The 26,965-nt window shown below is 67.0% G+C and carries 25 protein-coding genes; 4 read left to right on the top strand and 21 right to left on the bottom strand.

All coding sequences use genetic code 11. The features are described 5' to 3' along the window. Window positions 1-144: 144 nt before the first annotated feature. The gene (locus tag METUNV1_RS18120; RefSeq protein ID WP_008064289.1) at window positions 145-1,821 is read right to left on the bottom strand and encodes a sensor domain-containing diguanylate cyclase; all 1,677 of its coding nucleotides are present in this window, start codon (window positions 1,819-1,821) and stop codon (window positions 145-147) included. Window positions 1,822-1,942: 121 nt separating this feature from the next. Here METUNV1_RS18120 and tal point away from each other — a divergent pair, with 121 nt between their 5' ends. Beyond that, complete coding sequence (tal, locus tag METUNV1_RS18115; RefSeq protein ID WP_008064287.1) at window positions 1,943-2,884, top strand: transaldolase; 942 nt, start codon at window positions 1,943-1,945, stop codon at window positions 2,882-2,884. Next, window positions 2,881-3,105, top strand: a complete 225-nt coding sequence (locus METUNV1_RS18110) for a DUF1289 domain-containing protein (RefSeq protein WP_008064284.1) — start codon at window positions 2,881-2,883, stop codon at window positions 3,103-3,105. Before tal ends, METUNV1_RS18110 begins: the two co-directional genes overlap by 4 nt. A gap of 18 nt (window positions 3,106-3,123) precedes the next feature. Here METUNV1_RS18110 and METUNV1_RS18105 read toward each other — a convergent pair whose 3' ends face one another. Then, on the bottom strand, window positions 3,124-4,050 hold the full coding sequence (locus tag METUNV1_RS18105; protein WP_043360394.1) for a catechol 2,3-dioxygenase: 927 nt from the start codon (window positions 4,048-4,050) through the stop codon (window positions 3,124-3,126). Between the two features lie 214 nt (window positions 4,051-4,264). On the opposite strand from METUNV1_RS18105, the gene METUNV1_RS18100 reads away from it, so the two are divergent. Next, window positions 4,265-5,998 carry a sigma-54-dependent Fis family transcriptional regulator gene (locus METUNV1_RS18100; protein ID WP_008064279.1) on the top strand — a complete coding sequence of 578 codons (1,734 nt, stop codon included), beginning with the start codon at window positions 4,265-4,267 and terminating at the stop codon, window positions 5,996-5,998. Between the two features lie 157 nt (window positions 5,999-6,155). Here the strand turns inward: METUNV1_RS18100 and METUNV1_RS18095 are convergent, their stop codons facing one another. The 16 genes from METUNV1_RS18095 to METUNV1_RS18020 form a co-directional block, all read right to left on the bottom strand. Further along, window positions 6,156-7,094 (bottom strand): VTT domain-containing protein, encoded by a 939-nt coding sequence (locus METUNV1_RS18095; RefSeq protein ID WP_008064278.1) that lies wholly within the window; start codon window positions 7,092-7,094, stop codon window positions 6,156-6,158. Between the two features lie 322 nt (window positions 7,095-7,416). Next, window positions 7,417-8,511, bottom strand: coding sequence for an aromatic ring-hydroxylating oxygenase subunit alpha (locus tag METUNV1_RS18090; protein WP_008064277.1), 1,095 nt, complete (start codon window positions 8,509-8,511; stop codon window positions 7,417-7,419). Between the two features lie 73 nt (window positions 8,512-8,584). Then, window positions 8,585-9,547, bottom strand: a complete 963-nt coding sequence (locus tag METUNV1_RS18085; protein WP_008064276.1) for a PDR/VanB family oxidoreductase — start codon at window positions 9,545-9,547, stop codon at window positions 8,585-8,587. A 415-nt stretch (window positions 9,548-9,962) separates the two neighbouring features. Further along, on the bottom strand, window positions 9,963-11,264 hold the full coding sequence (locus METUNV1_RS18080; RefSeq protein ID WP_008064275.1) for a DUF1329 domain-containing protein: 1,302 nt from the start codon (window positions 11,262-11,264) through the stop codon (window positions 9,963-9,965). A 53-nt stretch (window positions 11,265-11,317) separates the two neighbouring features. Next, window positions 11,318-13,309, bottom strand: a complete 1,992-nt coding sequence (locus METUNV1_RS18075; RefSeq protein ID WP_008064274.1) for a DUF1302 family protein — start codon at window positions 13,307-13,309, stop codon at window positions 11,318-11,320. A 115-nt stretch (window positions 13,310-13,424) separates the two neighbouring features. Continuing rightward, window positions 13,425-15,845: an efflux RND transporter permease subunit gene (locus METUNV1_RS18070; RefSeq protein ID WP_008064273.1), complete on the bottom strand. Its 2,421-nt coding sequence runs from the start codon at window positions 15,843-15,845 to the stop codon at window positions 13,425-13,427. Next, window positions 15,842-16,822, bottom strand: a complete 981-nt coding sequence (locus METUNV1_RS18065) for a WD40/YVTN/BNR-like repeat-containing protein (RefSeq protein WP_008064272.1) — start codon at window positions 16,820-16,822, stop codon at window positions 15,842-15,844. Before METUNV1_RS18065 ends, METUNV1_RS18070 begins: the two co-directional genes overlap by 4 nt. A 69-nt stretch (window positions 16,823-16,891) precedes the next feature. Then, the gene (locus tag METUNV1_RS18060) at window positions 16,892-17,083 is read right to left on the bottom strand and encodes a 4-oxalocrotonate tautomerase (protein WP_008064271.1); all 192 of its coding nucleotides are present in this window, start codon (window positions 17,081-17,083) and stop codon (window positions 16,892-16,894) included. Window positions 17,084-17,114: 31 nt separating this feature from the next. Further along, complete coding sequence (gene dmpH / locus METUNV1_RS18055; RefSeq protein ID WP_008064268.1) at window positions 17,115-17,903, bottom strand: 2-oxo-3-hexenedioate decarboxylase; 789 nt, start codon at window positions 17,901-17,903, stop codon at window positions 17,115-17,117. Between the two features lie 3 nt (window positions 17,904-17,906). Next, window positions 17,907-18,947 carry a 4-hydroxy-2-oxovalerate aldolase gene (gene dmpG / locus METUNV1_RS18050; RefSeq protein ID WP_043360302.1) on the bottom strand — a complete coding sequence of 347 codons (1,041 nt, stop codon included), beginning with the start codon at window positions 18,945-18,947 and terminating at the stop codon, window positions 17,907-17,909. Window positions 18,948-18,964: 17 nt separating this feature from the next. Continuing rightward, window positions 18,965-19,882 carry an acetaldehyde dehydrogenase (acetylating) gene (locus tag METUNV1_RS18045; protein WP_008064266.1) on the bottom strand — a complete coding sequence of 306 codons (918 nt, stop codon included), beginning with the start codon at window positions 19,880-19,882 and terminating at the stop codon, window positions 18,965-18,967. Beyond that, complete coding sequence (locus tag METUNV1_RS18040; RefSeq protein WP_008064265.1) at window positions 19,879-20,493, bottom strand: carboxymuconolactone decarboxylase family protein; 615 nt, start codon at window positions 20,491-20,493, stop codon at window positions 19,879-19,881. The genes METUNV1_RS18045 and METUNV1_RS18040 overlap by 4 nt, the downstream gene beginning before the upstream one ends. 10 nt (window positions 20,494-20,503) lie before the next feature. Beyond that, the gene (dmpE, locus tag METUNV1_RS18035; RefSeq protein ID WP_008064264.1) at window positions 20,504-21,289 is read right to left on the bottom strand and encodes a 2-oxopent-4-enoate hydratase; all 786 of its coding nucleotides are present in this window, start codon (window positions 21,287-21,289) and stop codon (window positions 20,504-20,506) included. A 13-nt stretch (window positions 21,290-21,302) separates the two neighbouring features. After that, window positions 21,303-22,136 (bottom strand): alpha/beta fold hydrolase, encoded by an 834-nt coding sequence (locus METUNV1_RS18030; protein ID WP_008064263.1) that lies wholly within the window; start codon window positions 22,134-22,136, stop codon window positions 21,303-21,305. An 11-nt stretch (window positions 22,137-22,147) separates the two neighbouring features. Further along, a complete protein-coding gene (locus METUNV1_RS18025) occupies window positions 22,148-23,608 on the bottom strand; it encodes a 2-hydroxymuconic semialdehyde dehydrogenase (protein WP_008064260.1) in 1,461 nt (486 codons plus the stop codon). Between the two features lie 27 nt (window positions 23,609-23,635). Continuing rightward, window positions 23,636-24,073, bottom strand: coding sequence for a GlcG/HbpS family heme-binding protein (locus tag METUNV1_RS18020; RefSeq protein ID WP_008064258.1), 438 nt, complete (start codon window positions 24,071-24,073; stop codon window positions 23,636-23,638). A gap of 189 nt (window positions 24,074-24,262) precedes the next feature. Here METUNV1_RS18020 and METUNV1_RS18015 point away from each other — a divergent pair, with 189 nt between their 5' ends. Beyond that, window positions 24,263-25,006, top strand: coding sequence for a GntR family transcriptional regulator (locus tag METUNV1_RS18015; protein WP_008064257.1), 744 nt, complete (start codon window positions 24,263-24,265; stop codon window positions 25,004-25,006). Window positions 25,007-25,195: 189 nt separating this feature from the next. Here METUNV1_RS18015 and METUNV1_RS18010 read toward each other — a convergent pair whose 3' ends face one another. From METUNV1_RS18010 to METUNV1_RS18000, 3 genes are read right to left on the bottom strand one after another with little or no spacing between them, the layout of a single operon-like run. Next, window positions 25,196-25,531: a 2Fe-2S iron-sulfur cluster binding domain-containing protein gene (locus tag METUNV1_RS18010; RefSeq protein ID WP_008064256.1), complete on the bottom strand. Its 336-nt coding sequence runs from the start codon at window positions 25,529-25,531 to the stop codon at window positions 25,196-25,198. Between the two features lie 2 nt (window positions 25,532-25,533). Beyond that, a complete protein-coding gene (locus METUNV1_RS18005) occupies window positions 25,534-26,592 on the bottom strand; it encodes an NADH:ubiquinone reductase (Na(+)-transporting) subunit F (RefSeq protein ID WP_008064255.1) in 1,059 nt (352 codons plus the stop codon). After that, window positions 26,592-26,951: a phenol hydroxylase subunit P4 gene (locus tag METUNV1_RS18000; protein WP_043360300.1), complete on the bottom strand. Its 360-nt coding sequence runs from the start codon at window positions 26,949-26,951 to the stop codon at window positions 26,592-26,594. Before METUNV1_RS18000 ends, METUNV1_RS18005 begins: the two co-directional genes overlap by 1 nt. Window positions 26,952-26,965 lie beyond the last annotated feature (14 nt).

The raw sequence follows: 26,965 nt of genomic DNA, 5'->3' as shown, positions 1-26,965 counted from the left end.
TTGAAGACGCGAACCCAGTCGCGACGTTTGACGATATTCGGGGCGATGCGACACAGCGCATCGCCGTGTTAGCACTCACTGCCAACGAGTGCTAATAGTAGTGGCGCCCTGTTCCGATTTCAAGGGCGCATCTGCAAGGAAATTTCAGGCCGCTTTCGGACCGATCAGCCGGTTGCGGCCGGCCGACTTGGCCTGGTAGAGCAGCGCGTCAGCGGCGCGCACCGCCACATCCTCGTCCTGGTGAGTCGGGTCGGCCATGGCCAGACCGATGCTCAGCGTGACCGCACCGACCGCCGCGGTCGGCGAGGACTCGACCGCACAGCGCACCTTCTCGCCGACCGCCACCGCATCGTTCAGCGGGGTCGCCGGCAGCAGGATGAGGAATTCCTCGCCGCCGAAGCGGGCCACGAAATCGCTCTCGCGCAACGCACCGCGAAGCACGCCCGACACATGCCGCAGCACCGCGTCGCCCGCCGGGTGACCGTGGGTGTCGTTGATGCGCTTGAAGTAATCGATGTCCAGCACCAGCACCGCATACGCGGTGCGCATCCGCTTCATGCGTACGAATTCCTCGCGCAGCCGCTCGTTGGCCGCCAGCCGGTTGGGCAGGCCGGTCAGCACGTCCCGCCGCGCCTGTTCGCGCAGTTCGTCGTTCAGGCGTGCCAGTTCGGCGGTGCGCTCCTCCACCCGCGCTTCCAGCGCGTGATTGCTGGCTTCGAGCGCCTCGCGCCGGTGAATCAGCGTGGCCGCCATGCTGCGCAGCGCTTCGCCCAGATGCACCACCTCGCGCGTGCTGCCTGTTATCGCGAGCTCGGCCGACTCGTCGCCCTGCTCGATGCGCCGGGCCTGCAGCGCCAGATGCTCCAGCGGCGTACTCAGCCGACCGGCCGCCCACCACGCCAGCAGGCACAGGGTCAGACCCGCCATCAGCGAGAACAGCAGTACGGCGTGGCGCAGTTCGGCGACGTCGGCGATCACGGTGTGCAGCGGCTGGCGCACCACCACCTGCCAGCCCAGCGGCGCCTCGGGCACGATGTCCCGTACCGGTGCCAGCGTGGTCACGTATTCGGTCTGGCCGCCCCAGCGGTCGATCACCACAGGCTGCGTGCGCAGGCGCTCGGCCAGCGACAGCGGCATCGCGTCCCGCTCCGGATGGATGACGCGCCCCTGACGGTTCACGATCAGATACTCAAGCCCGCCGCGGTCGGTGTCACGCGACTTCAGCACCTGCAGCACCTCGCCGGCCCAGCGCCAGTGCGCATGCGCGCCGAGCACGCCACGCAGCCGGCCGGAGTCATCGAACACCGGCACCGAAAAATCGATGAAACGGATCGGCGCACCGTCCGGCTCGGGTCTGAGCAGACGGCTCAGCAGCAGCGCGTCGTGCACGTCGCCCAGATGCGGGCCCTTCTGTCCGCCGGTGAACCACGGGCGCTGTGACACGTCCGCCCCCATCAGCAGTCCTCCGGTGGAGGCGCGCACGACGCCATCCACGTCAGTCAGACCGATCCAGGAATAGGCGGGATAGGACTTCTGCAGCCGCTCCAGGCTGGGCTGGAACTCGACGCTGTCGAGCGGCGCCTTACGGAATAACGGTGTGCGGGCCAGCAGTTCCACTTCGCGCCGGCGCTCGTTGAGGTTCTCTGCGATCACCGCGGCGACCGCGACCGCCTGCTCGTGCAGCGCCTCGCCGCGGTCTTCCAGCAGACGCTGGGCATAGACATGGTCGATATACAGATAGGCGGGCAGTCCGATCAGCAAACCCAGACCGCCGCACAGCACCACCAGGCGTGTCCGGAAGCTCTGCGGCATCAGCGCCATATGGCCTCTCAGTCAGCAATGACGATGCCGCACGATACGCGATGCCGACGGACGACACCAAACCTTGATCCCGGAATGGCAAACTGCAGCCCTGCCTGCAGACCTCGTTACGGACTTTCGCATGACGCATCTCGACTCGCTGAAGCAGCACTCCATTGTGGTCGCCGACACCGGCGACATCGAATCCATCGCCCGGCTGAAGCCGCAGGACGCCACCACCAACCCGTCGCTGCTGCTGAAGTCGGCGCAGGACGCCCGCTACCGTCCGCTGCTCGACGGCGCGCTGGCGCAGGCGAAAGCCGCCGGCGAGGACGTATCCGGCGCGATCGACCGGCTGTTCGTCGCCTTCGGCTGCGAAATCCTGAAGCACGTGCCCGGCCGGGTGTCGACCGAGGTCGATCCGCGCCTGAGCTTCGACACCGAGGCGAGCATCGCGAAGGCGCGCCACCTGATCGCGCTGTACGAAGCGGCCGGCATTTCGCGCAGCCGCGTGCTGATCAAGCTGGCCACGACCTGGGAAGGCGTACGTGCCGCCGAAAAGCTGGAGCGCGACGGCATCCACTGCAATCTCACGCTGCTGTTCGGCATGGCCCAGGCCATTGCCTGCGCCGACGCCGGCGTCACGCTGATTTCGCCCTTCGTCGGCCGCATCTACGACTGGTACTGCGCGCAGCAGAAGGTGGCGGACATTCCGCTGGAGCAGGATCCGGGCGTGGCGTCGGTCACCCGCATATATGACTACTACAAGCAGCACGGCTATCACACCGAGGTGATGGGTGCGAGCTTCCGCAAGGTCGGTCAGGTCGAGGCGCTGGCCGGCTGCGACCTGCTCACCATCGCCCCTGACCTGCTGGACCAGATGGCCGCCCTGCCGGGCGAACTGGAGCGCCGGCTCGACCCGACCCGCACCACGCCGGCCGAGCGCGTCACGCTCGACGAGCGTGCCTACCGCTGGCTGCACAACGAGGACGCGATGGCGGTGGAGAAGCTGGCGGACGGCATCCGCCGCTTCGACGTCGACGCGCGCAAGCTCGACGCCTTTGTTGCCGGTCTGATGCGATGAGCGAACTGCCGACGGCCGACGAGCCGGACACGCCCTGCGTCGCCATCTGCAGCACGCTGTTCGACGAGGTGTGCCGCGGCTGCGGCCGCACCGTCATGGAAGTGGCGAACTGGGTGTTCATGACGCCGGACGAGAAGCGCGCGGTATGGACCCGGATACGCGCCGAGGGCTACCCGCGGCGCGACATCCAGGGGCTGACCGACCGGCCGGAGCGCAGATAGCCGCTCCGCACCGGCCACTCAGGTGTGCACGTTCAGGAAGGCCTCGTTCAGCTTGCGGTCGTGATAGAAGATCGCGCGCCCGAGGTCTTCCACCATCCACGTGATCACCGGCTTGTCCGGGTAATGGATGTAGCCGCCGGCAAACACCTCGTTGCGGTTGCCCGACGGGTCGAAGAAATAGATGGTCGCGCCGCGCGTGATGCCGTGCCGCGTCGGCCCGATGTCCAGCGACACGTCGTGCTTCGAGATCAGGTCGGCCGCGCGCAGCACGTCGTTCCAGGTATCGAGGATGAAGGAGCAGTGGTGGAAGCGACCCTTCTCCGGGTTGCGGATGAAGGCGATGTCGTGCGGTTTCGTTGAACAGGTCAGGAACACGCCCACCATCACGTCACCCGCCATCACCTGTTCGGCGATGGTGAAACCCAGCACTTCGGTGAACAGCTTCACCACCCCATCGACGTCGTCGCCGTACAGCAGGCAGTGATCGAAGCGGGTCGGCTGCATGCCCACCAGACCGTCCGGCCACGGGTCCGGATTCACGTCCGGCAGTCCGTTGCCCACCTTGTCCTTGGTCGCGAACAGTTCGATCGCATGCCCGGTCGGCACCGTGAAGCGGAAGCGCCGGCCGGTGTGCAGGTGCTCGCCCGCCGGCACCCACTGCAGATCGCTCGCCAGCCGGCTGCCTTCGACCTCCGCCGCCAGACGGTCCAGCGTCGCTTCGCTGTCCACACGGAAGCCCATGTAGTCCATGCCCGGCGCCTCCGCCGCACGCAGCACCACGCTGTGGTGGTCGTGTTCGTCCCAGGCCTTGAAATACACCCGACCTTGGGCATCCCGCCCGGTCTCGATCAGGCCCAGTACCTGCCCGTAATGCTTTACCGCGGCCTCCAGGTCGGTCACGCGTAGCGCGACATGACCCGGGCGCAGCACGCCCGTCATCGGCATCTCTCCGTCCTCCATCTGTTGTCATGGCCCGGCTCGTGTCCGGGCATGGAGGCTTTGCAATCGCCGTACCAGCGAAAGGCACCGCGGCAAGCTGCTGTTTATTCGAAGATTCAACAAAAATCTCGACATTTTCAGGCGGTGATTTCATGATTTGGCGAAACCGGGCCCGCGGCCACCTGCGGCATATCCGGCAAACCGACGACTGGACTCCGCCATGCCCCGTCCTTCTCACGGCCCGCTGACCGCCATCACCGACGCCATCGACGACCGCACGCTGGCGAAGAACGTGCACTTCGCGCCGGACAGCGGCCACATCCTGCTGTTCGACCAGCGCATGCTGCTGATGCACGGCTTTTCGGTGGCCGCACTGAGGCACGAACTGGTGGAGCGGCTCGGGCTGGACCGCACGCGCGAACTGTTCACCCGCATGGGCTACCAGCAGGGCGTGGCCGACGCGCGCTGCCTGCGCGAAGCCGAAGGCGGCGACACCGACGACACGCTCAAGCGCACGCTGGCGCTGGGCCCGCGACTGCGCGAGATCGAGGGCTTCGTGCGCAACCAGGCGGTCGAACGCATGCAGTTCAGCACCGACAGCGGCGAGTTCTGGGGCGACTACTACTGGCAGGCCTCGTGGGAGGCGGAAGCGCATCTGAAGCATTTCGGCATCAGCGGCTCGCCCGCCTGCTGGATGATGACCGGCTATGCCAACGGCTTCACCACCACGCTGATGGGCCGCCCCATCCTGTGGCGCGAACTGGAATGCGTGGCCATGGGGCACGCCCGCTGCCGGGTGATCGGCCGCCCGCTGGAAGAATGCGAAGACAGCGCGGACGACCTCGCCTTCCTGCAGATCGAGGACTTCGTGTCGGCGCCGCGCGGCCGCAGTTCGGCCGGCGCTGCCGCGGCGCCGGCCACGCCGGCCGGTTTGCCCGATCTGGTTGGTGCCTCCGCCGGCTTCAATGCGGTCGCCCATCTGCTGCGCCGGGTGGCGCCCACCGACGCCACCGTGCTGTTCACCGGCGAAAGCGGCGTCGGCAAGGAGCGCTTTTCGAAAACCCTGCACGCCATCGGCCCGCGCGCGAAAGGCCCCTTCATCGGCGTGAACTGCGCGGCCATTCCGGCCGAACTGGTGGAAGCGGAGCTGTTCGGCGTCGAGCGCGGCGCCTTCACCGGCGCGCATGCGTCACGGCCGGGCAAATTCGAGCGCGCGCACGGCGGCACCCTTTTCCTCGACGAAATCAGCAGTCTGCCGATGCCGGCCCAGGGCAAGCTGCTGCGGGTGCTGCAGGAAGGCGAGGTCGAGCGGGTGGGCGATACCCGGGTGCGGCCGGTGGATGTGCGCATCGTCGCCGCCGCCAACCGCAACCTGCGCGCCGAAGTCGCGGCCGGCCGCTTCCGCGAGGACCTGTTCTTCCGGCTCAATGTGTTCCCGATCGAGATTCCGCCGCTGCGCGAACGGCGCGAGGACATCGCGCTGATGGTGAACGTGTTCGTCGAGCGCTACGCGAAGCGCTTCGGCAAGCGCATCGCAGGCCTCACCCAGCGCGCGGCCGAGGCACTGTGGGCCTACGACTGGCCGGGCAATGTGCGGGAGCTGGAGAACATCGTCGAGCGCGCGGTCATCCTGGCCGACGACGGCGGCAACCTCGACGTGCAGCACCTGTTTTCCGGCGGCGAACGGCTGACCCAGCCGATGTTCAACCTGTCGGCCGGTGGCCGGCTCACCCGCGAAGCCGCCGAGCCCGCGCCGGGCGAACGCGCGCAGGACGGCCTCGACCGCCTGATCGCCTCGCTGGTCGATGCCGGCCTCGGATTCGACGAACTGGAACAGCGGCTGCTCGACCACGCGATGGGCCGCACCGGCGGCAACCTGTCTGCCGCGGCCCGGCTGCTGGGTCTGAGGCGGGGGCAGTTCGAGTACCGCACGAAGAAGCGCAGCGGCAGCTGAGCGCCGGGCGCCCGCCATATCGCGGCGAGGCGCCGCTCCCACCGGAATCTGCGCAGACTGCCGCCCGTGCTGTGGGAGCGGCGCCTCGCCGCGATGCGGCCTTGGATCAGGCATCGCCCCTGTGCCAGAGCGCCCGTCAGGCGGGCGCGGAACGGCGTCAGGACGGACGCGCTTCCAGACCTTCGACCCGGTAGCCCGCGGCAAGCCAGCCGTCGATGCCGCCACGCAGCGGGCGGGCGTGCTTCAGGCCGGCGGCGTGCATCTTCAGCGCCGCGCGCACCGCCGACACATCGTTCGGGCAGGCGCAGTACACGATGAGCGGCAGGTCGCGCGGCAGGCGATGGAGGTGCTCGCCGATCTGTTCAAGTTCGATGTGCAGCGCACCCGGTATGCGCACCGGCTCGGCTTCGGTGATCAGGCCGGAGCGCACATCGACCACGGTGACCGCGTCGCCGCGGTCCAGCATGGCCAGCAGGTCTTCCGGCGCCACCCGCTCCGACTGCAGCTGGCGCAGCGCGCGGCGGCGGTCCAGCCAGCGCCAGCCGATGTAGAGCGCGAGCAGCACGGCGACCAGCGCGGCGGCATAGATCCCCATTTCGGCCAGCGCATCGAGCACCGCATCGATCTGGGCCGCGAAAAGCAGACCCAGCAACAGCGCCGCACCGGCCCACAGCACCGCGCCGGCGGTGTTGAACAGCATGAAGGCGGAGGGCTTCATGCCGAGCGCGCCGGCCAGCGGCGGCGCCAGCGTGGACAGACCGGGCACGAACTTGGCGATCACCAGCGTGGCGATGCCGTAACGGGTGAAGGTGGATTCGCTCTGCCGCACGCAGGTGTCCGGCGACAGCGATATCCGGCACAGCAGCCGCAGCACGCGGTGACCGTGCAGGCGGCCGGCGACGTACCAGGCGGCGTCGCCCAGCGCCGAGGCGGCCACCGCCACCGCGAGCGCCAGCACGCCGTACAGCGGATCGTCCGCCACCCGTGCCCCGGCCAGCATGACCAGCGGTACCGCCGGAATCGGCAGGCCCAGCTGTTCCGCCAGCACCACCGCAAAAAGAAGCCACAGCCCGTACTGGGCCAGCAATTCGGTCACCCTGATCTCCGGAATCGATGCGGCCGTCACGATGACACGGATTCGTGACGGCCGGAAAGTCGTTCCGGACAGATGAGGGCGGCGGGCGGGATTTCCAGCGGGGGCGACGCGGGCGCACGGCTGCTGACCGGTGGCCTCGGCCGGCTCACCACCGCATCGCGGGCAGCGGCCCTTCCGGTGCCCGCCTGCGCGGAAACGGATGCCGGATACCGGCGGGGATCACGCGCTGCCCGCCGAAGTCCCCACTCCGCCCCTGCAGGCGATGGGGCGTCAGACGAACCGCGTCACCCGGTCGCGGGCAAGGCCCGCTCCGGCGTGGATGTCAGCCGACCGCGCGCAGACCGCCGCTGCGTTCGGCGTCGATCAGCTTCTTCAGCAGCCGGCGCACCCGCACCGCGGCGATGTCGTTGCTCATCAGCACCGGGTTCAGCGCGAAGAAATCGGTGGTGCCCATTTCGTCCTGCGTCGCCTGGATGACCGGGCCGTCCTCGTTCTCGAAGGCGGCGTGCATCGCACGTATCTTCATCGCGTTGTACTCGGCGTTCTCGACGTCGTGATTGCGCCGGGTGGCGAAGTAGTAATGGGTGGTCGTCGCCGATTCCGGCGTGCAGGTGTGCAGGTCGTACTGCCCGGTGCAGTGCTCCAGCGTGAGCGGGCCGTCGTCCTGCACCGCCGCCACCGTGAGCTGGATGTTGGCCGGCGGCGTCCAGGTGATGTCGAAGAAGTGCCGGGCCGGCGCAGCCGGGTCCGGCAGGAAATTCGCGAAAATGAGCATGGCCGGCTGCTGGCTCCACTCCCAGCGGGCGTTCACGCTGTCCGCGCCCTCCTTCACCGCCGGCACCAGCGGCGACAGCTGGCCGCGGGTACTGATGATTTCGCTGTGCACATGGTCGATGTGGCTCAGATCCATCACGTTGTCGATGATGAGCTCGTAGTTCACGTCCATGCGCATGTAGGTGTGGGCCAGCGCGTTCGGATGACCGTCATCCAGCGGGCCGAAATCGGGCAGCTTCGCCGGGTCGGCCAGCGCAGCGTCGCCCATCCAGATCCACACGAAGCCGTACTTCTCCAGCAGCGGGAAGCTGCGCACCTTCGCCGCCTTCGGGATCAGGCCGTTGCCGTGCGGGTTGTGGGTGCAGGCGCCGCTGCAGTCGAAGCGCAGCGCGTGGTAGGCGCACACCACATCGTCGCCGATGCGCTTGCCCAGGTGCAGCGGCGCGAAGCGGTGCGGGCAGCGGTCGTGCAGCGCGACCGGCGCGCCCTCCGCCTTGCGGTAGATGAGCACCGAGGTGTCGAGGATGCGGCGGTGGAACAGGCCCTCCGCCGGCACTTCGCTCGAAAGCGCCGCGACATACCAGCAGTCGGTCAGGAATTCGAGCTTCCTTTCGACCTTCTTTTCCAGCGCGTGAGTATTCATTCTTCTGTCTCCTCCGTCTTGTCGTGATGCGCCCGGCGGACACCGGGCACCTGGCTGCGTCTGCCGCTTCCGATCAGAGATCGAGCACCAGCAGCGCGGATTTCGAGCGCGAACAGCAGGGCGTGAAACAGCCGCCCGCAGCGTGTTCGGCCTCGGTGAAAAAGCAGTCGCGGTGGTCCGGCTCGCCGTCGAGCACACGCACCGCACAGCTGCCGCAGATGCCCTGTTCGCAGGACAGCGCCACGTCGACGCCGCGGGCGGCGAGTGCCGCCGCTACGGTCTGGCCGGCGGCGACCTCCACCGTGCGGCCGCTGCGTGCGAGCCGCACGCTGAAGGCCTCGTCGCCGCTGCGCGCCGCGGCGCCCCCGGAAAAGGATTCGGAATGGATGTTCGCGTCGGCCCAGCCGGCAGCGCGCGCACTGTCGATCACGTGCGCCATGAAGCCGGAGGGCCCGCATACGTAGAGACGGGCATCCGGCGACGGCGCGGCGAGCACCGCGGCGACGTCCAGCTTCTGCCGCGGGTCGCCGTCGTCGAAGTGCAGGCGCACCCGGTCGGCCCAGGGCGCGTCGCGCAGACGGTCGATGAAGGCGGTGCGCGAGGGCGTGCGGCTGCAGTAGTGCAGCGTGAAGTCGGCCTGTCCGTGTGCGAGCTGCTGCGCCATCGCCAGCATCGGTGTGATGCCGATGCCGCCGGCGAACAGCAGCGTGCGGCGGGCCGGTTGCAGCGCGAACAGATTGCGCGGTGCGCCGATGCGCAGCTGCATGCCGGCGCGTACGTCCTCGTGCGCGCTGCGCGAGCCGCCGCGACCGCCGGCCTCCTTCAGCACGCCCAGTTCATAGCGGGTGGCGTGCGCCGCATCGCCGAGCAGCGAGTACTGGCGCACCGCGCCGTTCGGCAACTGGACGTCGATGTGGGCGCCAGCGCTCCAGGCGGGCAGCGGCGTGCCAGCAGGAGACTCCAGCACGATATGAACGATGTCGTCAGCCACCCTCGCGTGGCGGGTCACGACGACCGGCAGATCGGGTGCGCTCATCGTGCGACGCCTCGCGCCAGGACGGGGACCGCCCGGGGGCTGTGCCGTGTGCAGCAGTGATTCATGTGTCCTCCGGATATTCTTGTGATGCGCGCGCTCAGGTCGCGCTGCATCCGGTTTTGCAATCCCCGTGCCATCCGGAGCGCACAGCGCAAGACACTGATTGGTATTGACTTTCCGAACTCCTCCGCTGCAGACGGCGATCACTGTGCGCGGGTTTCCGCATTTGCTGCGGCCCCGCTTTCGTCAAATGCGGAAATCGTCGGACAGCGGATGGGCAAAGGACCGCGGCTGAAAAAAAAGCGCCCCGGCACAGGGGGTATCCGTGCCGGGGCGTGTCCCGGCGAACCGGGAACGAGGAGTGCTGCTCACATCACCGTTGGCGTCACGCGGGCACGCGTGACCGGGGCGGGCTTCAGTTGCCGCCGCGCATGTTCTGCACCTGGAACAGGTTGGCCGGGCTCAGCTTGGGATCGACCTTGCCCTTGAACTGGCCGGTGGTGCAGTGCTTGGCCTGCACGTCCACCATCGAGAAGGAATCGTCGAGCGCAACACCGGTACCCTTGTTGATCGGCAGGTGGAAGTCCGGATGCGCCTTGCCTATCGTCCAGCTCTTCCACAGTTCGCCCTTGCGGTCGTACACCAGCGTGCGCGAGGCACCATACACTTGGGCGTCGAAATGCATCACGCGCTTGCCCACCGGGTGCGCCGGATTGACCGGAATCGCCTCGACCACATGCACCCTGCGCAGCTGCCAGGTGATATCCGGGAAGCACTCACCCTGGCCGGTGAAGCTCACGTACTTGTAGCCGTCCTCTTCCTTGAATTCGTCCGACAGCTTCATGTCGTTGTGCTTGTAGTAGGGCATCAGCAGGTTCTTGGTGCCGACGAACTTCCACTGCATGTCGGACACCCGGCTTTCATACCCTTCGAAGTCCTCGATCATCAGATCGGAACCGAGGAAGGCGTCGGTCACCTGACCGGCGGCCAGACGGCGCACCCGGCGCTGGAAGCCGAGATAGAGATAGGCGTCGTCGAACTTGGTATCGTCCTCGTACTTCTGGATCAGCAACTGGGTGTTCTTCAGATCCTGCGGTTCCAGCACCTGGGCGTAGATCGCGCGGTACAGGTTGGCGGCATTGGGCGTCACTTCCGGCGTCGGCGCGTGGTCGGTGCGGTGCTTGAAGTTCAGGAAGAAGAAATTGAACTTCAGCGTGCGCTCGAGCTGGCCGGTGCTCATGTTGCGGTACTTCCAGTAGAACGGATGGATGGCAGCGTTGTCGCCCCAGTTGGCGCCGTACTTGAAGTTCCAGGCCACCTTCTCGCCCGCGCGCGGGTCCGAGGTGCTCGGCTCTTCCGGGAAGGGGCGGCCACCGGCAAAGCCTTCGATCTCGCCGGTCTTGGCGCCCAGCTTGGTCTTGTTCAGATTCTTGCGGGTCGCTTCGACATAGCCCTTGGGGTTGGGGAAGCTCAGCGTTTCACCGACCTTGATCTGGTACCAGCCGTTCTTGATCACCATGTACATGCCGGCGTCCAGCGCGTCCTTGAACTGGTCGACGTTGTCCTTGCTGATGACCGTGCCCACGCTCAGCCCGGGAAAGGTCGGGAAACCCTTCTTGTACGGTTCGAAGGCGTTGTCGACATCGGCGTCGCTGGCCGCGAACGCCGGGGTGCACAGGCCGGCTGCGAGCAGGCTGGCGGCGAGTATCTTTTTCATGCGTGCGTCTCCTGATGCGCCGGGGCGGGCCGCCCCGGCTGTGCGGTTGAAGGTCAGAACTTGTAGCGGAGGGTGGCGAAGATTTCGTCCTCGGCCCAGGCGGCGCCGATCGGGCCGGCACGGAAGCGTCCCAGCGGTTCCAGCCCGCCCAGACCGCGCGAGAAGGCCTGCGCAGCGTTGCCCGGATAGTTCGGGCCGGCGGTGAAGGGCGGCCAGGGGTTACAGCCGCGGCAGTCATCGAACTTGTAGCGGTCGTTGTTGCTGCCGAACTTCACGTTGGCGCCCACCGTGAACTTCAGGTTGTCGCTGAGCAGCCACTCCACCTGCGGTGCGGCTACCGTCGACTGCGCGCGGAAGTCGTGCGCGAAGATGATCTGCGGGCTGAGCCGGTCGTTGTTCAGGAAGGCCTTGATCAGCAGCGTACCGATCACGTTGTCTTCCCAGTCGGGCATGCCCACCTTGCCGAGCGGGCCGTCACGCAGCGTGTGATCGAAGATGTGCTGGTAGAACAGCTGGCCGGAAATGAGCGTGGTGCGGCGCGGATTGATGAAGGGAATGAAGGTGGGCCGGTCGATGCCGATCACCGCGCGGAACACGTCGTTCGACGAGTACAGCTCGGGCTTGGCGGTGTTCGCGAACTCTTCGCCGTTGGTATAGGCCGCCTCGATGCGCACCGCCGCGTTCGCCGCTTCCCATTCGAAGTCCATCGAACCGCCGATCAGGTTCACCCGCGGGAAGTACATGTCGAACGAGATCAGGTAGGGCCAGTAATCGCGGAACTCGCCGTTGAAGGCATTGGTGGAGCGCTTGGCGCCGCGCAGGCTGGGCAGCTGCGAACGGTAGGTCAGCGCGTTCAGCGAGAAGGACAGGCCGTCCTGGGTCACGCCTTCGTACTTCACGCCGAGCTGGGTGTTCTTCAGCTTCCAGCCGGGCAGGTTCACCTCGTTCAGGCCGATCTGGCCGGGACCGAAGTCGGTGGCGAGGAAGGTGCCGGGCGCCACGTTGGCGAAGTTGGCCACGGTGCCGCCGTTGTCCCACAGGTTCTTCATGCCGCGGAAGAAGCAGCCCGCGTCGAGGATGACGTTGGGCGAGCCGCACTGACCGAGGTTGTTGGCGCGGAACTGGTCGAAGTTCCACACCACCTGCAGGTTGCGCTCCTGCATGGACTCGCTGCCGCCCATGCGGTACTCGGCCTGCACCATCCACATCGGAATGCGGATGTCCTCCAGCTCGTCGTAGATGTTGTTGCGCGAGTAATCGACCGGGTTGATCACGTCGAGCACGCGGAACAGATCGGTACGGCCCCACACCACCTGCTGCTTGCCGATCTTGACGAATACCGAGCGCTGATCGTCCAGCGCGAAGGTCTTCTTCACATAGGCCTCGCGGATGAAGTCGAGGCGCGAGTTGAATTCGGGGGATTCCAGCTCCGAGCGCTTCAGGTCGCCGTAGCCGCCAAAGTCGGTACACCCGCGCTTGTCGTAGTCGCAGGGCCGCACCGGCACACCGAAGGCCACGCCGCCCTCGACATCGTGCCAGCGGTCGCCGAGCACACGCAGGCCGTCGTTCGGATTGACGCCGGTGTTGAAGCCGAACACGTTGTTCACCAGGCCCAGACCGTTCACCGACACCCGGTTGATCGGGCCGCCGCCATGCGGACTGGCTATCGTGCCGCCCGGCGTGGTGGAGTCGAGCGTGATGGCGCCGCCCGCCTCCTTGCCGAACTGGTCATCGTTGATGCGGTAGGCACCGTCGAAGGTGCCGCGCAGCACGCCGTGGAACTCCCAGCCGTTGGACAGCGGACGGTCTGCCTCCACCTGCACCGTGTTGCGGAACTTGGACAGCCCGACCGTGCGACCGGTGTTGTCCTTGCCGCGGAAGCGGGTGTCGTTCTCGTAATAGACATCCACCTTCCACTTGTCGGCACCGCTGCCCAGGTCGGGCAGGTTGTCCTGCGCCGTCGCGCCCAGCGACATCAGGGCGCACAGCGCGCCGCCGAGGCCGATGCGGGCCGACAGGCGGCTTCTTTTCTTGTGTGTATCCACCTTCTTCCTCCTCCGTTATGTGCTGCTTGTCTGTCCTGCCGGGGCACTGCAAAAACCTCTCTGTCCTGGCGGCGGGCGGTGGCAGACCGCCCGGCCAGGCCGGTGCGAACGGGTATCAGGCCGCTGCGCGGGCGATCTCGCGCGGTGCGTCGTCCTCTTCCAGCACGCCGTCCTCGTCGTAGTGGGCGGCCACCACGAAGTGCGGGCGGAACACCACGCACCAGGCCGGCACGATGAGCATCGCGGCCAGCGCATTGACGATGAGCATGAAGGAGAGCAGGACAGCGGCATCCGACTGGAAGCGCAGGTCGGACATGAAGATCCACATGACGACGCCGGCGATGAGCGTCGCAGCGGTGAAGGACACCGCGTAGCCGGTGGTGGCGACCGCATTGATCACCGCGCGGTGGATGTTGCGGGTGACCGCCATCTCCTCGCGGATGCGGTCCATGAAGTACACCGCGTAGTCGATGCCGACGCCGACGCCCACCGCGATCACCGGCACCGTATTCACGCTGATGCCGATGTTGGCCCAGCCCATGTAGGCATAGGTCATCACGGTGGCGAACAGCATGGGCAGCACCATCAGCCAGCCGGCGTGCAGCGACTGGTAGTAGGCCATCACCAGGAAGAAAGCCAGCAGCATCACCGCCGGAATGATGATCATGTGGTCGGTGTGCAGCGCCTGGTTGGCCGCCGCGGTGACGCCGATGATGCCGCCGCCCAGTTCGATCTTCAGGCCGGGCACTTCGGCCTCGATGCGCTTCTTGCCCTCTTCGGCGAGCGCGACCACCCGGTTGATGGTGTCCGCCTGGTGGTCCTTATAGAAGAACACCATGTTGGCTTCGTTCTCGTCCGGGCTCACGTACTCCTTCAGCGCGCCGGGAATGGGACTGGACGCCATATAGGCGAACATCAGGCCACCCACTTCGTCGGCGTTGTCCGGCAGCTGCGCCCAGCGCGGATCGTCGTTGTGGGTGAGCTGGTTCACCACCCGCACCACGCCCGGCAGCGCGCGTGCGCCGCCCAGCGTCGGGTCGGACAGCATGTGGGCCTGGAAGCGCTCGATCGCCTGCAGCACCTCCGGCCGCTTGATGCCGCCCTTGTCCTCGGTGCGGGCGACCACGTGCAGCTCTTCAGAGCCCGGGAACAGCGTGTTGATCGCCGCGGTGGAGAGGTTGTAGTCGTGGTCGCGATTGAGCAGCGGACTGCCCGGCTCCGACTCGCCGAGCTGCACGTGGGCCACATACCAGCTGCCCACCACCACGCAGGCGAGCGACGCGAACAGGATGGCGCGCGCGCCGCCGTCGGTACCACCGGTACGCGCCATCGCGTTGCCGAGGAAGTTGCGCACACCTTCGTTGGCGTTCTCCATCGTTTTCGGCTGCGGCAGCACGGTGAGGGCCAGCGGCACCATGAAGTGCACCGTGAAGATGACCGAGAAGCCCCAGAAGCCGGCAGCCAGACCGAGCTTGTAGTTGAAGGGCGCGGCACCAAGAACCAGCACCGCGATACCGACCGCATCGACGATGATGGCCAGCGACCCCGGGCGGAACAGCGCGTCCAGCGCATTGCGCGCCGCCTGCTTGCCGTTCTTCACGATGGCCAGTTCTTCGTAGTAGCGCACCACCAGCTGCACGCCGTGCGACGTGGCGCGGGCGGCGATCAGAAAGGGAATGGGCAGCGACAGCGGTTCGAGGTTGATGCCGGCCAGCGCCATGAAGCCCAGGCCCCAGATCGACGACAGCGCAATGCCCAGCAGCGGCAGCGCGATGCCGTACAGGCGGCGGAAATACACGATGAGCAGCGTCGCCAGCAGCGCCAGCGTCCAGGCCAGGATCTGCACGATCTGGTCGAGATAGGTGTAGACCCAGCCGGTCAGCACCGGATTGCCGGTCACGTGCACCTTGTGGCCGTCGCGCGCCAGCGTGTCGCGCACCTTCTGCAGCGCGGCGAAGGTGGCCACGTAGTCAAGGTCGCTCTCGTTGAGCTGCGCCTTGATCAGCGCGGCCTTGAAGTCCGGCGACACCATGAGGCCGTACAGATTCGGGTTGGCGATCACGTCGCGCTGCATCTGCGCGAGTTCGTCCGCCGAATAGACTTTCGCCGGGTCGTAGTAGGGCTGCGACACGAAGCTGCCCTCGGGCGACAGGAACACCTTGCGCGCGGTACGGTGAGTCAGCGAAGCCACCAGGTTGTGGTTCACGCTGGGCAGGTTGTCGACGCCCTGCGTCGCCTCATTCACCAGCTTCAGCGTGTCGTTGTTGAAAATGGTGCCCTGCTCGACCTCGATCGCCATCACGATCATGTTGGCGCCGCCGAAGTTCTCCTTGATCCGGTTGTAGGTCTGGATGTAGGGGTGCTGCTGCGGCAGCAGGTCGGAAAAATCGGAATAGATACGCAGCTTGGGCAGCGCGGCGGCGAAGGCCAGCGTGACCAGGAAAATCATGCTGAGCACGATCTTCGGATTGGCGAAGATCCACCCTTCCGCCTTGTGCAGCGTGTGGGTGATGGACTTGCGGATCGGGGCGATCATTGGGCTGCTCCGGGTTTGGACGCGCCGCTGTCAGTCACGGCACGCAGCAGGCCACCGGGCCCGCCGATCAGAAGGGTGTTGTTCGAGGCAACCGAGACGCCCGCGGCCAGCGGTACCGGTCGCGCGTCCGGATAGGCCACCGCGATCCACTCGTCGCCCTGCAGCCTGACCACGGCGCCACCGGCGCCTACCGCATGCGGTGTGCCGGCGTGCATGAAAATGCGGTACAGCGGCGCACCGGCGCGATTCACCTGCGCCTGCCAGGTGAGACCGCCGTCGGTGGTATGCACCAGCTGGCCGGCCAGACCGCTGACCCAGCCTTCGGTGGCCGACACGAACAGCGCTGCGTAGGGATAGAACTCGGCGGGCAGCGCGCCACGCTTCGTCCACGTGTCGCCGCCGTCGGTGGTGACCACCACGGTGCCGAATTCACCGGTCGCGAAGCCGTTCTGCTCATCGACCATCTGCAGCGTGGTGATCTGCAGATCCTCCTGCAGGTCGGTCCTGACCCAGCTCTTGCCCTGGTCATCGCTGCGCACGATGAGCGCGCCGGTGCCGGCCACCCACCAGCGACCCTGGCGGTCGCAGTGCACCGCCAGCGCGGTGTGCGGCGCCTCCAGCGGCAGTGCGGTCCAGCCGGACAGCTTCGCGTCGGCGGTCCACAGCTTGCGGTAGAAATCGATGGCGATGAAGCGGCCGTCCGGGCACACGTCGATGCCGGTGATGGACGACGGCCCGGCCAGCGCTTCGCGCTGCCAGCTCTGCCCGCCATCGGCCGACACCAGCACCGCACCGCTGCGGGTGCCGGCGACCACCCTGTCGCCGTGGGCGGCCAGCGCCTGGATGCTGTCGTAGCGCTGCACCGGTTTCTGCGCCTCGGCGCGCGCGGCGCTCAGGTCGGGCGCCTGGGTGCAGCCGCTGGCGAGTGAGGCAAGCGCGGCACAGACGGCCAGCGCCCTGAATCCATAATGGTTCATGTGTTTCTCCTCCTTGCCCGGCTCTGCGGCCGGGTCATCAATCGGGATTGGGGGGGGTGGCTGCGGTGGCTAGCGCCCGAGGTCCTTGGCGCTGACGCCGCCGATGCCCCAGTGGGACTTCGGCACCTCGACGATCATCACGCGCACGGTTTCACGCGGTGCGCCGACCGCCTCGACCAGCGCCTGCGTCACCTTCTCGATGACGGCGCGCTTCTGGTCCTCGGTCCGGCCTTCGATCAGGTTGATCTGTGCGAATGGCATGGTTCATGTCTCCAGGGAAAGCGAAGGGCGGTCAGACGAAACGCACGCTGGTCGAACCCAGCGACTGGATGCGCAGGCTCACGCTGTCGCCGGCGGCCACCGCGACCGCCTCGGTGATGCCGCCGGACAGGATGAGCGTGCCGGCCGGGATCTCTTCGCCGCGCCGGCCCAGCATGTTGGCCAGCATGGCGATGGCCGCCGCCGGGTGGCCGAGCACTGCGGCACCGGCGCCGAGCGCCACCGGCTGGCCGTTCTTCTCCAGCACCACGCCCAGCGTGCGCAGGTCCAGGCCTTCGACCGGCGTGGCGGTGCCGCCGACCACGAAGCGCGACGACGAGCAGTTGTCGGCGACCACGCTCTTCAGGTCGAACTTGAAGTCGCGGTAGCGCGAATCGATGATTTCGATGGCCGGCACCACGAAGTCGGTGGCGGCGAGCACGGCCGCGATGTGGCAGCCCGGGCCTTTCAGCGGCGCCTTGGTGACGAAGGCGATCTCCGGCTCGACCTTGGGGTGGATGAGCTTCGACGTCACGATGTCGCCACCGTCGGCGACCGCGAAGTCATCGACCAGGAAGCCGAACACCGGGTCTTCGACGCCCATCTGCTTCATCTTGGCGCGTGAGGTGAGTCCCGCCTTCAGGCCGACGATGCGTGCACCGCGTGCCAGCTTGCGGGCGCGTATCGCGTCCTGCACCGCATAGGCGTCCTCCCAGTCCATGTCCGGGTGGTCGTCGGTGATCTTGGTGGTGTCGCGGGCTTCCAGCTCGCAGTTTTCGAGGCGCTCGGCGAGCAGCGCGATGGTGGTGCGGTCGAGGTTCATCGTTCAGCCCTCCGCCGCCGCGGTCGCCCGCTCGCGCGCCATCGTGATCGCGGTGTCCTCGATCATGTCCTCCTGCCCGCCCACCATGCCGCGGCGACCGAGCTCCATCAGGATGTCGCGCGGCGCGATGCCGTACTTGGCGCCGGCGCGCTTGGCGAACAGCAGGAAGGAGGAATAGACGCCGGCATAGCCCAGCGTCAGCGAATCGCGGTCGATGCGCACCAGGTGCTCCATCATCGGCAGCACCAGGTCTTCGGCCACGTCCATGATGCGGTACAGATCGACGCCGGTTTCAATGCCCATCCGGTTGGCGACCGCAACGAACACCTCCAGCGGCGTGTTGCCGGCACCGGCACCCAGCCCGTTGGTCGAGCCGTCGATGCGGTTCGCACCGGCCTCGATCGCCGCCAGCGAGTTCGACACGCCCATCGACATGTTGTGATGGCCGTGGAAGCCGATCTCGGTTTCCGGCTTCAATGCGTGGCGCACCGCGCTGACGCGCGCGCTCACGTCGTCCGGCAGCATGTAGCCGGCGGAGTCGGTCACGTACACGCAGTTGGCGCCGTAGCTTTCCATCAGCCTGGCCTGCGCGACCAGCTTTTCCGGCTCGATCATGTGGGCCATCATCAGGAAGCCCACGGTGTCCATGCCAAGCTTGCGCGCCAGACCGATGTGCTGTTCCGACACGTCGGCTTCGGTACAGTGGGTGGCCACCCGTATCGTGTGCACGCCCAGCTCGTGCGCCATGCGCAGGTGATCGACGGTGCCGATGCCCGGCAGCAGCAGCGCCGACACCTTGGTGTTCTTCATCGCCGGAATGACAGTGGAGAGGTACTCCTCGTCGCTGTGCAGCGGGAAGCCGTAATTCACCGAGGCACCACCGAGACCGTCGCCGTGAGTGACCTCGATCAGCGGCATGCCCGCCTCGTCGAGGCCGCGTGCCACCGCCAGCATCTGGTCCAGCGTGATCTGGTGGCGCTTCGGATGCATGCCGTCGCGCAGCGTGTTGTCGTGCAGCGTGACCTTCTTGCCCTTGAGATTCATGGTCGTGTCCTTTGCGCTCAAGCGGGGACGGGCTCGAGCGAGAGCGAGCCGTTGAGGATTTCTTCGGCGAACATCTCGGCCGTGCGCGCGGCGGCGGCGGTCATGATGTCGAGATTGCCGGCGTACTTCGGCAGGTAGTCGCCGAGGCCGGCGACCTCCATGAAGATGGACACGCGGTGGGTGTCCATGTCGATCACCGGGCCATTGACCAGGCGGTAGCCCGGCACATAGGCCTGCACCTGGCGGATCATGTCGTGCACCGATTCCTCGATCTCGGCCGCGCGCGGCGCCGATTCGGTGATGCAGTGGATGGTGTCACGCATGATCAGCGGCGGCTCGGCCGGGTTGATCACGATGATGGCCTTGCCCTTCGCCGCGCCGCCGACGCGCTCGATGGCGCCCGAGGTGGTGCGGGTGAATTCGTCGATGTTCTTGCGCGTGCCCGGACCGACCGAGCGGCTGGACACGGTGGCGACGATCTCGCCGTAGCTCACCGGCTGCACACGACTCACCGCCGCCACCATCGGGATCGTCGCCTGGCCACCGCAGGTGACCATGTTCACGTTCATCTCGCGCTTGCCGACGTGTTCCTTCAGGTTCACCGGCGGCACGCAGAAGGGGCCGATGGCGGCGGGCGTCAGGTCAATCATCATCACGCCCAGCGCATTGAGCTTGCGCGAGTTCTCGGCATGCACATAGGCGCTGGTGGCGTCGAAGGCAATCTGTATGCCATCGGCTTTCACGTGCGGCAGCAGGCCATCGACGCCGTCGCTGGTGGTCTTGATGCCCATGTCGCGGGCGCGCGCCAGACCTTCCGACGCCGGGTCGATGCCCACCATCCACACCGGCTCCAGCACCGGGCTGCGCTTCAGCTTGTAAAGCAGGTCGGTGCCGATGTTGCCCGGCCCGATCAATGCACACTTGATCTTGTTCATGCGGGGGTGTCCTCGTCTCCGGCGGCGTGCTTGCCGGCCGTCCAGCCGGTGTTCGCGAGCACGCTGCCAGCGGTTTGAAGGGGCTCGGACTCAAGCGTCGTTGCCAGTGAATCGTTCCAGCGGTTGAAGAAGCCAAAGAGCGCGATCACGCCGAGCAGCTCGACGATCTGGCCTTCGCTCCAGTGCGCGCGCAGACCGGCGAACAGTGCGTCGCTCACGTCGTTCGGCTGGCTGGCGGCAGCCAGCGCGAAATCGAGTGCCACGCGTTCGGCATCGGAGAACAGCGGGCTGGTCCGGTAGTCGGCGATGGCCGCCATCTTTTCCGCGGCAACGCCGTGGCGCAGCGCGCTGGTGGCGGTATGCGCACGGCAGTACAGGCAGCCGGCCGCCATGCTGGCGACGTGACCGATCAGGCGCTTGAAACCCAGATCGACCTCGCCCGCCGGGTCGTACACACCGCGGCTCAGCGCGATCAGGCCCTTCGCCAGCGCCGGCCGATACGCCATCGTGCGCAGGCTGTTCGGCACGAAGCCCAGCGTGCGCCCGAAGAAGGCGAAGTCGGCCGCCATGTCCGGCGTAGACTCGATCGGCAGGGGCGCGATGCGTGCCATGGCGTCGGTCCTAGACGAAACGCACCGAGCAGCCGCCAAGGCCGCCGATGGCGATGCGCAGACTATCGCCCGCCTTGACCGGAATGAGGGCGGCGAGCGAACCGGACAGGATCACTTCACCAGCCTTGAGCGGAATGCCAAGCCGGCCCAGCGTGTTGGCGAGCCAGACGACAGCGTTGACCGGATGGCCGAGGGCGGCCGCGCCGGCACCGGTGCCGACGATGTCGCCGTTCAGCTCCAGCACCATGCCGCACAGGCCGAGGTCGAGATTGCGCGGCGACACCGCGCGGTCGCCGAGCACGAACACGCCGCAGGAGGCGTTGTCGGCCACCGTGTCCTGGATGCGGATCTTCCAGTCGGTGATGCGCGAATCGACGATTTCGAAGCAGGGCATCACGCACTCGGTGGCGCGCAGCACGTCGGCGCCGGTGACGCCCGGGCCCATGATGTCGTGCTTGAGGATGAAGGCGATCTCTCCTTCGGCGCGCGGCTGGATCAGCGAGTTTGCGGCGATCGACTCGCCCTCGTTGTAGATCATGCCGTCGAGCAGGTAGCCGAAGTCCGGCTGGTGCACATTCAGCATGTTCTGCACGACTTTCGAGGTGACGCCGATCTTCTTGCCGACGATGCGCTCGCCGGCGTCGAGCCGGCGCGCAATCATGCGCTGCTGGATGTGATAGGCATCCTCGATCGTGATGTCCGGCTCGCGGCTGGTCAGCGGCGCCACGGTTTCGCGGGTGGTGAGCGCGGCGTACAGCTCGTCGCCGTAGCGCTGGATCTTGTCGGCTTGCATCATGTCCGGTGCCCGTTCAATTGGATTCGTTTAGGAAGTCGCCCACCAGGCGCGCGAAGCGGGCCGCGTGCTCGATCTGTGTCCAGTGGCCGCACTTGCCGTACACGTGCAGCTGGGCATTCGGTATCCACTGGGCCAGCGTGAGCGAGGTATCGAGCGGGATGACCAGGTCTTCGCGGCCGTGGATGACCAGCGTTTCGTGCGGCAGCGCCTTGATGTCCTCGACATTGCTGGCCATGGCGTCTACCCAGCGCTGACGCGGTGCCGGGAACATGGCGGCGAAGGATTCCTGGAAGCCCGGGCGGATCGACGCCTCGTAGCGCAGCTTCGCCAGTTCGTCGTTGGCCAGCGAGCGGTCGTAGGCGAACAGGTCGAGCAGGCCGCGCATGGTTTCGATCGACGGCGTGTAACCCCACACCGCGTCGAGCGCCGGCGTGATGTCGAAGCGCACGCCGACGCTGCCCATCAGCACAAGGCGGCGGATGCGGTGCGGGTGACGGATGGCGACCTGGAGTGCCAGACCGCCACCGAAACTGTTGCCGACCAGATCGGCCTGTTCGATGCCGAGCGCGTCCAGCACGCCGATGGCCTGGGCGACCCAGGTGTCCATGTCGTACCGGAGGTCGGGGCGGCGCTCGGTATAGCCGAAGCCGGCCATGTCCGGCGCGATCACACGGGCGCGTTCGGCCAGTGAAGGCATGACCAGCCGCCAGTTCGCCCAGGCGCTGACGCCGGGGCCGGAGCCGTGCAGCATGAGCACCGGGAAGCCGCTGCCCAGGTCGTGATAGTTGGTGGTGATGCCGGCGGCGACGATGCTGCGGGCGATTTCAGGATTCAGCGGTGCGTTCATGTCGGCGCTCCTCACAGCTTCACGCACACGTTCTTCAGCTCGGTGTAGAACTCGAGCGAATGCACGCCGCCTTCGCGGCCGATACCCGACTGCTTGGCACCGCCGAAGGGTGTGCGCAGGTCGCGCAGGAACCAGGAGTTCACCCACACCAGACCGGTGTCGAGTGCGGCGGCGACGCGGTGGCCGCGCGTGATGTCGGTGGTCCACACCGAGGCGGCGAGGCCGTAGTGGGTGTCGTTGGCCATGCGGATCGCATCCTCTTCGCGATCGAAGGGGGCGATGTGGCAGCAGGGGCCGAAGATTTCCTCGCGCACGACGGCGGCGGTTTCCGGCAGACCGGTCCAGATCGTCGGCTGCACCCAGGCGCCGTTCGCCAGTTCGCCCGGCATGTCCGGTACGCCGCCGCCGGTGACGACGGTGGCGCCCTCTTCCACCGCGCGGCGGTAGTAGGACAGCACCTTCTGTCTGTGCTCGGCCGAGATGAGCGGCCCCATGCCGGTGGCTTCGTCCTCCGGCCGACCCATGACCAGCGCCTCGGCGCCCTGCTTCAACGCGGCAACGAAGCGCTCGAAGATCGGGCGCTCGACATAGACGCGTTCGGTACCGAGGCAGACCTGACCGCAGTTGGCGAAGGCCGAACGCAGCGTGCCGGCGATGGCGGCATCGAAGTCGCAGTCGGCGAACACGATGGCCGGGTTCTTGCCGCCCATTTCCAGCGATACCGGCCGGGCGCCGCCGGCGGCCGCCTTCATGATGGCTTCGCCGGTGCGCGTTTCACCGGTGAAGGTGATGGCATTGACGCCCGGGTGGGTGGTCAGGAATTCGCCGGCCGAATCCGGGCCGAAACCATGCACCACGTTGTAGACGCCGGCCGGCACGCCGACCGCGTTCATCACCTCACCGAGCAGCGCCGCGGTCTGCGGCGTCTCTTCCGACGGCTTTACCACCACGGTGTTGCCGCAGGCCAGCGCCGGGCCCACCTTCCAGGTCATCAGCAGCAGCGGGAGATTCCACGGGCAGACGACACCGACCACGCCGACCGGCTTGCGCAGCGCGTAATTGATCGCGCCGCGGCCGTCCGGCGTGGCCATTTCGAAGAACTCGCCCGGCACGTTCTTGACCACGTCGGCGAAGATCTTGAAGTTGGCGGCACCGCGCGGAATGTCGAGGTGACTGGCCAGGCTGACCGGCTTGCCGGTGTCGGCCACTTCCGCAGCGACGAAGTCGTCGAAACGGCGGTTGATTTCATTGGCGACCGCGTACAGCAGTTCGGTGCGTTCGGTCACCGTCATGCGGCCCCAGGGGCCTTCGAGCGCGGCACGCGCTGCGGCGACCGCGGCATTCACCTCGTCGCGCCCGGCTTCGCTGACCGAGGCGATGACGCGGTTGTCCAGCGGCGAGCGCTTGTCGAAGCGGCGGCCTTCGCGGCCGGCGACGAACTCGCCGTTGATGAAGTGGCTGATCTGTTTCATCGATCTCTTTCTTGTGGGAGCGGCGCGTCAGCGCGCCGGGGTCAAATCGAGCGCAGCGAGTGCGGCGCGGGCGCAGTCCTCGTCCTGCGCTTCGGAACCGCCGGAAATGCCGATGCCGCCGATGCGCTCGCCGGCCACCACCAGCGGCAGGCCGCCGCCGAACATGACCATGCGCGGGCGCAGCGGCAGCCCCTGGCGGACCGCGTCGGAATGGGAAGAGAGGGCCGCCGCCCAGTCGCCGGTCGGCAGACCGAAGCTGGCGGCGGTATAGGCCTTGTCGATCGCGATATCGACCGAGTGCAGCGGCGCGCCCGGCATGCGGAGGAAGGACACCAGCTGTCCGGCGCGATCGACCACGGCCGCATTGACGCTGGCGCCGACCGACTGCGCGTGCGCGACCGCCGCCCGTACCGCTGCCGATGCCGCTTCCCAGCCCACCGTCGATTGCCGCGCTGCCACGTCCATGTCGTCTCCTCCGTGGGGCCGCTGTATCGCGACCTCTCACTCATCGATATTCGATGGACTTAACGATATAAAACGATTATCTCGACGTCAACGTTTTTTCTCGAGATTTTTGGCTTTTCACGGAGAAAGTTCGGCACTAGAATGCATGCATGCCCGCCCAACCCGTGGGGGCATTCAGGGAAACATCAAATGGATCAGTTGATTACCGGCGAATTTCAGGCCAACGGCGAGGCCTACGAGCCGAAAACCCTGGTCGATGGCGCCTACCGGCAGCTGCGACGCGACATCATCGAAGGCCGTCACGCCCCCGGTGCCAAGCTGCGTGTCGAACATCTGAAAGACGCCTACGAGGTCGGCGCCGGCACGCTGCGCGAAGCGCTGGCGCTGCTGGTGAGCGATTCGCTGGTGGTGGCGCAGGGCCAGCGCGGCTTCCGCGTGGCACCGATCTCGCTGGCCGATCTCGAGGACATCACGCGCACCCGCGTGATGCTGGAAAGCGAGGCGCTGCGGCAAAGCATCGAGAACGGCGACGAAGCGTGGGAAGGCAATCTGGTGAGCGCCTTCCACCTGCTCACCCGGGCCGAGGAAAAGCTGGCCGGTGACCTGGACGGCAGCGTGAACGAGTGGGAAGACCGCAACCGGGTGTTCCACGAAACGCTGATCGGCGCCTGCAACTCACGCTGGATACGCCACTTTCTGGCCATCCTGTACCGGCAGTCCGAGCGCTACCGCCGCATTTCGGTGCTGAACCGGCCGGTGCCGCAGGACGTGCACGAAGAGCACGAGCAGATTTTCAAGGCCGCGATCGCGCGCGACGCGGACGAAGCCTGCCGCCTGCTGTCGGGCCACATCTGGCGGGCCTTCCACACGGTGTCCGCTGTCCCCGAGCTGGCACTGGAATCGGCCAGTCGCAAGGTGGCGAACGGACGCTGACGGCCGGCGTAGCCGGACCTCGACCGCCCGGCCGCGACCGGGGCCGCTCCGACAGGACATGCACGCCTTGTCGGCGGCACGTGCAAGCTTCCGGTAGAAGCGAGCTCGCTCGCGATCTCGGCCGCAATCGACGCAAGCGGCGTGCAGCGGCCCTGCTGCGAGCAAGCGCGCCCACAGGATCTCGCCTCGTCAGCCCTTCTGCACCACCTCCTGCTTCAGCGCCTCGACGCTGCGCGCCATCTTTCCGACCACCTTCAGCTTCAGATCGCTGGTCGGATAGATGCGGCAGGCGAGCACGCACTGTCGGCGCTCGTCCTCCTCGCTGATCGCGCTGCGGCTCATCACGCCGGCGGTATAGGTGCCGGACAGCACCTCCACCTTGCACACGCCGCAGCCGCCCTGGCGGCAGCCGACCGGGATGCCTCGGCCGCCCAGCGCTTCCATGCCGCGCAGCGCGTTCTGCGTGTCCGCACACAGGTATGCGCGGCCGATGCCATCGAGCACGATGCTGTACGAACGCCCCATGGTCAGATCTTCCTGAACAGCGGGCTGCGCACCTGCTGCGCGTCGGCAGCCGAAAAGAACTTCTCGGTGTGGATGTCGCGCTCGAACAGCCGGCCCTGCATCAGCGCATTGATGCAGGCGTCGATCATGACCGGCGGTCCGCACAGATAGGCCTGGTGGCCGCGGAAATCCTCGCGGAAGTGGGCCAGAGCCGCCTCGTGCGCGAAACCGCGGAAGCCGTCCCAGTCGCTGCCCGCCGGCTCGTCGGACAGCGCCGGGACGTAGCTGAAGGCCGGATGCGCCGCCGCCAGCGCGACGAAATCGTCGTGGTAGTACAGCTCCGCCCGGTTGCGCGCGCCATACACCAGGGTGATCGGCTGCGCGTAGCCCCTGGCCAGCAGGTCGAGAATCATCGACCGCGGACTCGACAGCCCGGACCCGCCGGCCATGAAGATGAGCGGCCTGGCCGCGGACTCGCGCACGAAGAAGCGGCCGTAGGGACCGGACAGCTTCACCCGGTCACCCGCCTTCAGCGACTCGTGTATCCAGGTGGTGCCGCGGCCGCCGGGCACGATGCGGATGTTCAGCTCGACTTCGTTGCCGTTCGACGGTGCATTGGCGAGCGAGAACGCACGCGACATGCCCGGCTCGGCGCCGATGTCGAGGTTGATGTACTGGCCGGCCTGGAAATCGAGCGGCCGGTCCAGTTCAACGAACAGGCCCTTGATCGTCGGCGTGAGCTGTTCGATGCGGGTCACCGTACCGTGGAAATCCTCGACCGGAATGTTGCGCGCATCCGGCTCCTCGTCGATGTCCGCCTCGATCGTCACGTCACTCTGCAGCCGCGCGCAGCAGGCCAGGGTCTTGCCCTCGTCGCGCTCGAAATCCATCAGCGCGAAATCGGACGCCTCACCGTGGTCCACCTCGCCATCCACTACCTGCACCTTGCAGGTGGCGCACAGCCCGTGACAGCAGGCGTGCGGCAGCCAGATGCCCGCCCGCAGGCAGGCATCCAGCACCGTCTGGTCGTCCTCGACCTCCAGCGTCTGGCCCAGTGGTTCTATGGTCAGTGCGTAGGCCATCAGCTGCACGATCCCTGGATGCCGGTCAGGCCCGGCGTGCGAAAGCGCAGCACGTCCTTGTGACCCAGACCGTTCTCGGCCAGCGTGCGGTTGAAGTGCGGCGTCCACGGCTGGCCGGACTTCAGCCACTCCACCTTCGACCAGTCGATCCTGGCCCAGTCCGGGTGATAGCCGTAGGCGCCGGGCAGCACCTTCTCGACGATGTCGCCAAAACGCAGGGTCGGCGGGAAGGGAAAGGCCAGCGGCGCGCAGAACATCAGGTGGTCGTCCCAGCCGATGTACAGCAGCTGGTTGCCGTGGAAGTTCTCGACGCCGTCGCGCGGCGTGCCTGCATATTCCTTCACTGCAGCGACTTGCATGTCCTTGTCCCCCC

The organism is Methyloversatilis universalis FAM5 (assembly GCF_000214035.2).
In the GTDB taxonomy this organism is placed as follows: domain Bacteria; phylum Pseudomonadota; class Gammaproteobacteria; order Burkholderiales; family Rhodocyclaceae; genus Methyloversatilis; species Methyloversatilis universalis.
Note: the sequence above shows the minus strand (reverse complement) of the source record. Positions and strands in the feature narration are given on the sequence as shown.

Excerpts from the sequence above, each read along its gene's own strand:
- METUNV1_RS18090 (WP_008064277.1), bottom strand. The coding sequence starts at position 8,511 with ATGAATACTCACGCGCTGGAAAAGAAGGTCGAAAGGAAGCTCGAATTC.
- METUNV1_RS18015 (WP_008064257.1), top strand. The coding sequence starts at position 24,263 with ATGGATCAGTTGATTACCGGCGAATTTCAGGCCAACGGCGAGGCCTAC.
- METUNV1_RS18065 (WP_008064272.1), bottom strand. The coding sequence starts at position 16,822 with ATGAACCATTATGGATTCAGGGCGCTGGCCGTCTGTGCCGCGCTTGCC.
- METUNV1_RS18120 (WP_008064289.1), bottom strand. The coding sequence starts at position 1,821 with ATGGCGCTGATGCCGCAGAGCTTCCGGACACGCCTGGTGGTGCTGTGC.
- METUNV1_RS18020 (WP_008064258.1), bottom strand. The coding sequence starts at position 24,073 with ATGGACGTGGCAGCGCGGCAATCGACGGTGGGCTGGGAAGCGGCATCG.
- METUNV1_RS18110 (WP_008064284.1), top strand. The coding sequence starts at position 2,881 with ATGAGCGAACTGCCGACGGCCGACGAGCCGGACACGCCCTGCGTCGCC.
- dmpG (WP_043360302.1), bottom strand. The coding sequence starts at position 18,947 with ATGAATCTCAAGGGCAAGAAGGTCACGCTGCACGACAACACGCTGCGC.
- METUNV1_RS18100 (WP_008064279.1), top strand. The coding sequence starts at position 4,265 with ATGCCCCGTCCTTCTCACGGCCCGCTGACCGCCATCACCGACGCCATC.
- tal (WP_008064287.1), top strand. The coding sequence starts at position 1,943 with ATGACGCATCTCGACTCGCTGAAGCAGCACTCCATTGTGGTCGCCGAC.
- METUNV1_RS18070 (WP_008064273.1), bottom strand. The coding sequence starts at position 15,845 with ATGATCGCCCCGATCCGCAAGTCCATCACCCACACGCTGCACAAGGCG.
- METUNV1_RS18005 (WP_008064255.1), bottom strand. The coding sequence starts at position 26,592 with ATGGCCTACGCACTGACCATAGAACCACTGGGCCAGACGCTGGAGGTC.
- METUNV1_RS18080 (WP_008064275.1), bottom strand. The coding sequence starts at position 11,264 with ATGAAAAAGATACTCGCCGCCAGCCTGCTCGCAGCCGGCCTGTGCACC.
- METUNV1_RS18040 (WP_008064265.1), bottom strand. The coding sequence starts at position 20,493 with ATGGCACGCATCGCGCCCCTGCCGATCGAGTCTACGCCGGACATGGCG.
- METUNV1_RS18105 (WP_043360394.1), bottom strand. The coding sequence starts at position 4,050 with ATGCCGATGACGGGCGTGCTGCGCCCGGGTCATGTCGCGCTACGCGTG.
- METUNV1_RS18045 (WP_008064266.1), bottom strand. The coding sequence starts at position 19,882 with ATGAACAAGATCAAGTGTGCATTGATCGGGCCGGGCAACATCGGCACC.
- METUNV1_RS18060 (WP_008064271.1), bottom strand. The coding sequence starts at position 17,083 with ATGCCATTCGCACAGATCAACCTGATCGAAGGCCGGACCGAGGACCAG.
- METUNV1_RS18000 (WP_043360300.1), bottom strand. The coding sequence starts at position 26,951 with ATGCAAGTCGCTGCAGTGAAGGAATATGCAGGCACGCCGCGCGACGGC.
- METUNV1_RS18085 (WP_008064276.1), bottom strand. The coding sequence starts at position 9,547 with ATGAGCGCACCCGATCTGCCGGTCGTCGTGACCCGCCACGCGAGGGTG.
- METUNV1_RS18025 (WP_008064260.1), bottom strand. The coding sequence starts at position 23,608 with ATGAAACAGATCAGCCACTTCATCAACGGCGAGTTCGTCGCCGGCCGC.
- dmpE (WP_008064264.1), bottom strand. The coding sequence starts at position 21,289 with ATGATGCAAGCCGACAAGATCCAGCGCTACGGCGACGAGCTGTACGCC.
- METUNV1_RS18010 (WP_008064256.1), bottom strand. The coding sequence starts at position 25,531 with ATGGGGCGTTCGTACAGCATCGTGCTCGATGGCATCGGCCGCGCATAC.
- METUNV1_RS18030 (WP_008064263.1), bottom strand. The coding sequence starts at position 22,136 with ATGAACGCACCGCTGAATCCTGAAATCGCCCGCAGCATCGTCGCCGCC.
- dmpH (WP_008064268.1), bottom strand. The coding sequence starts at position 17,903 with ATGAACCTCGACCGCACCACCATCGCGCTGCTCGCCGAGCGCCTCGAA.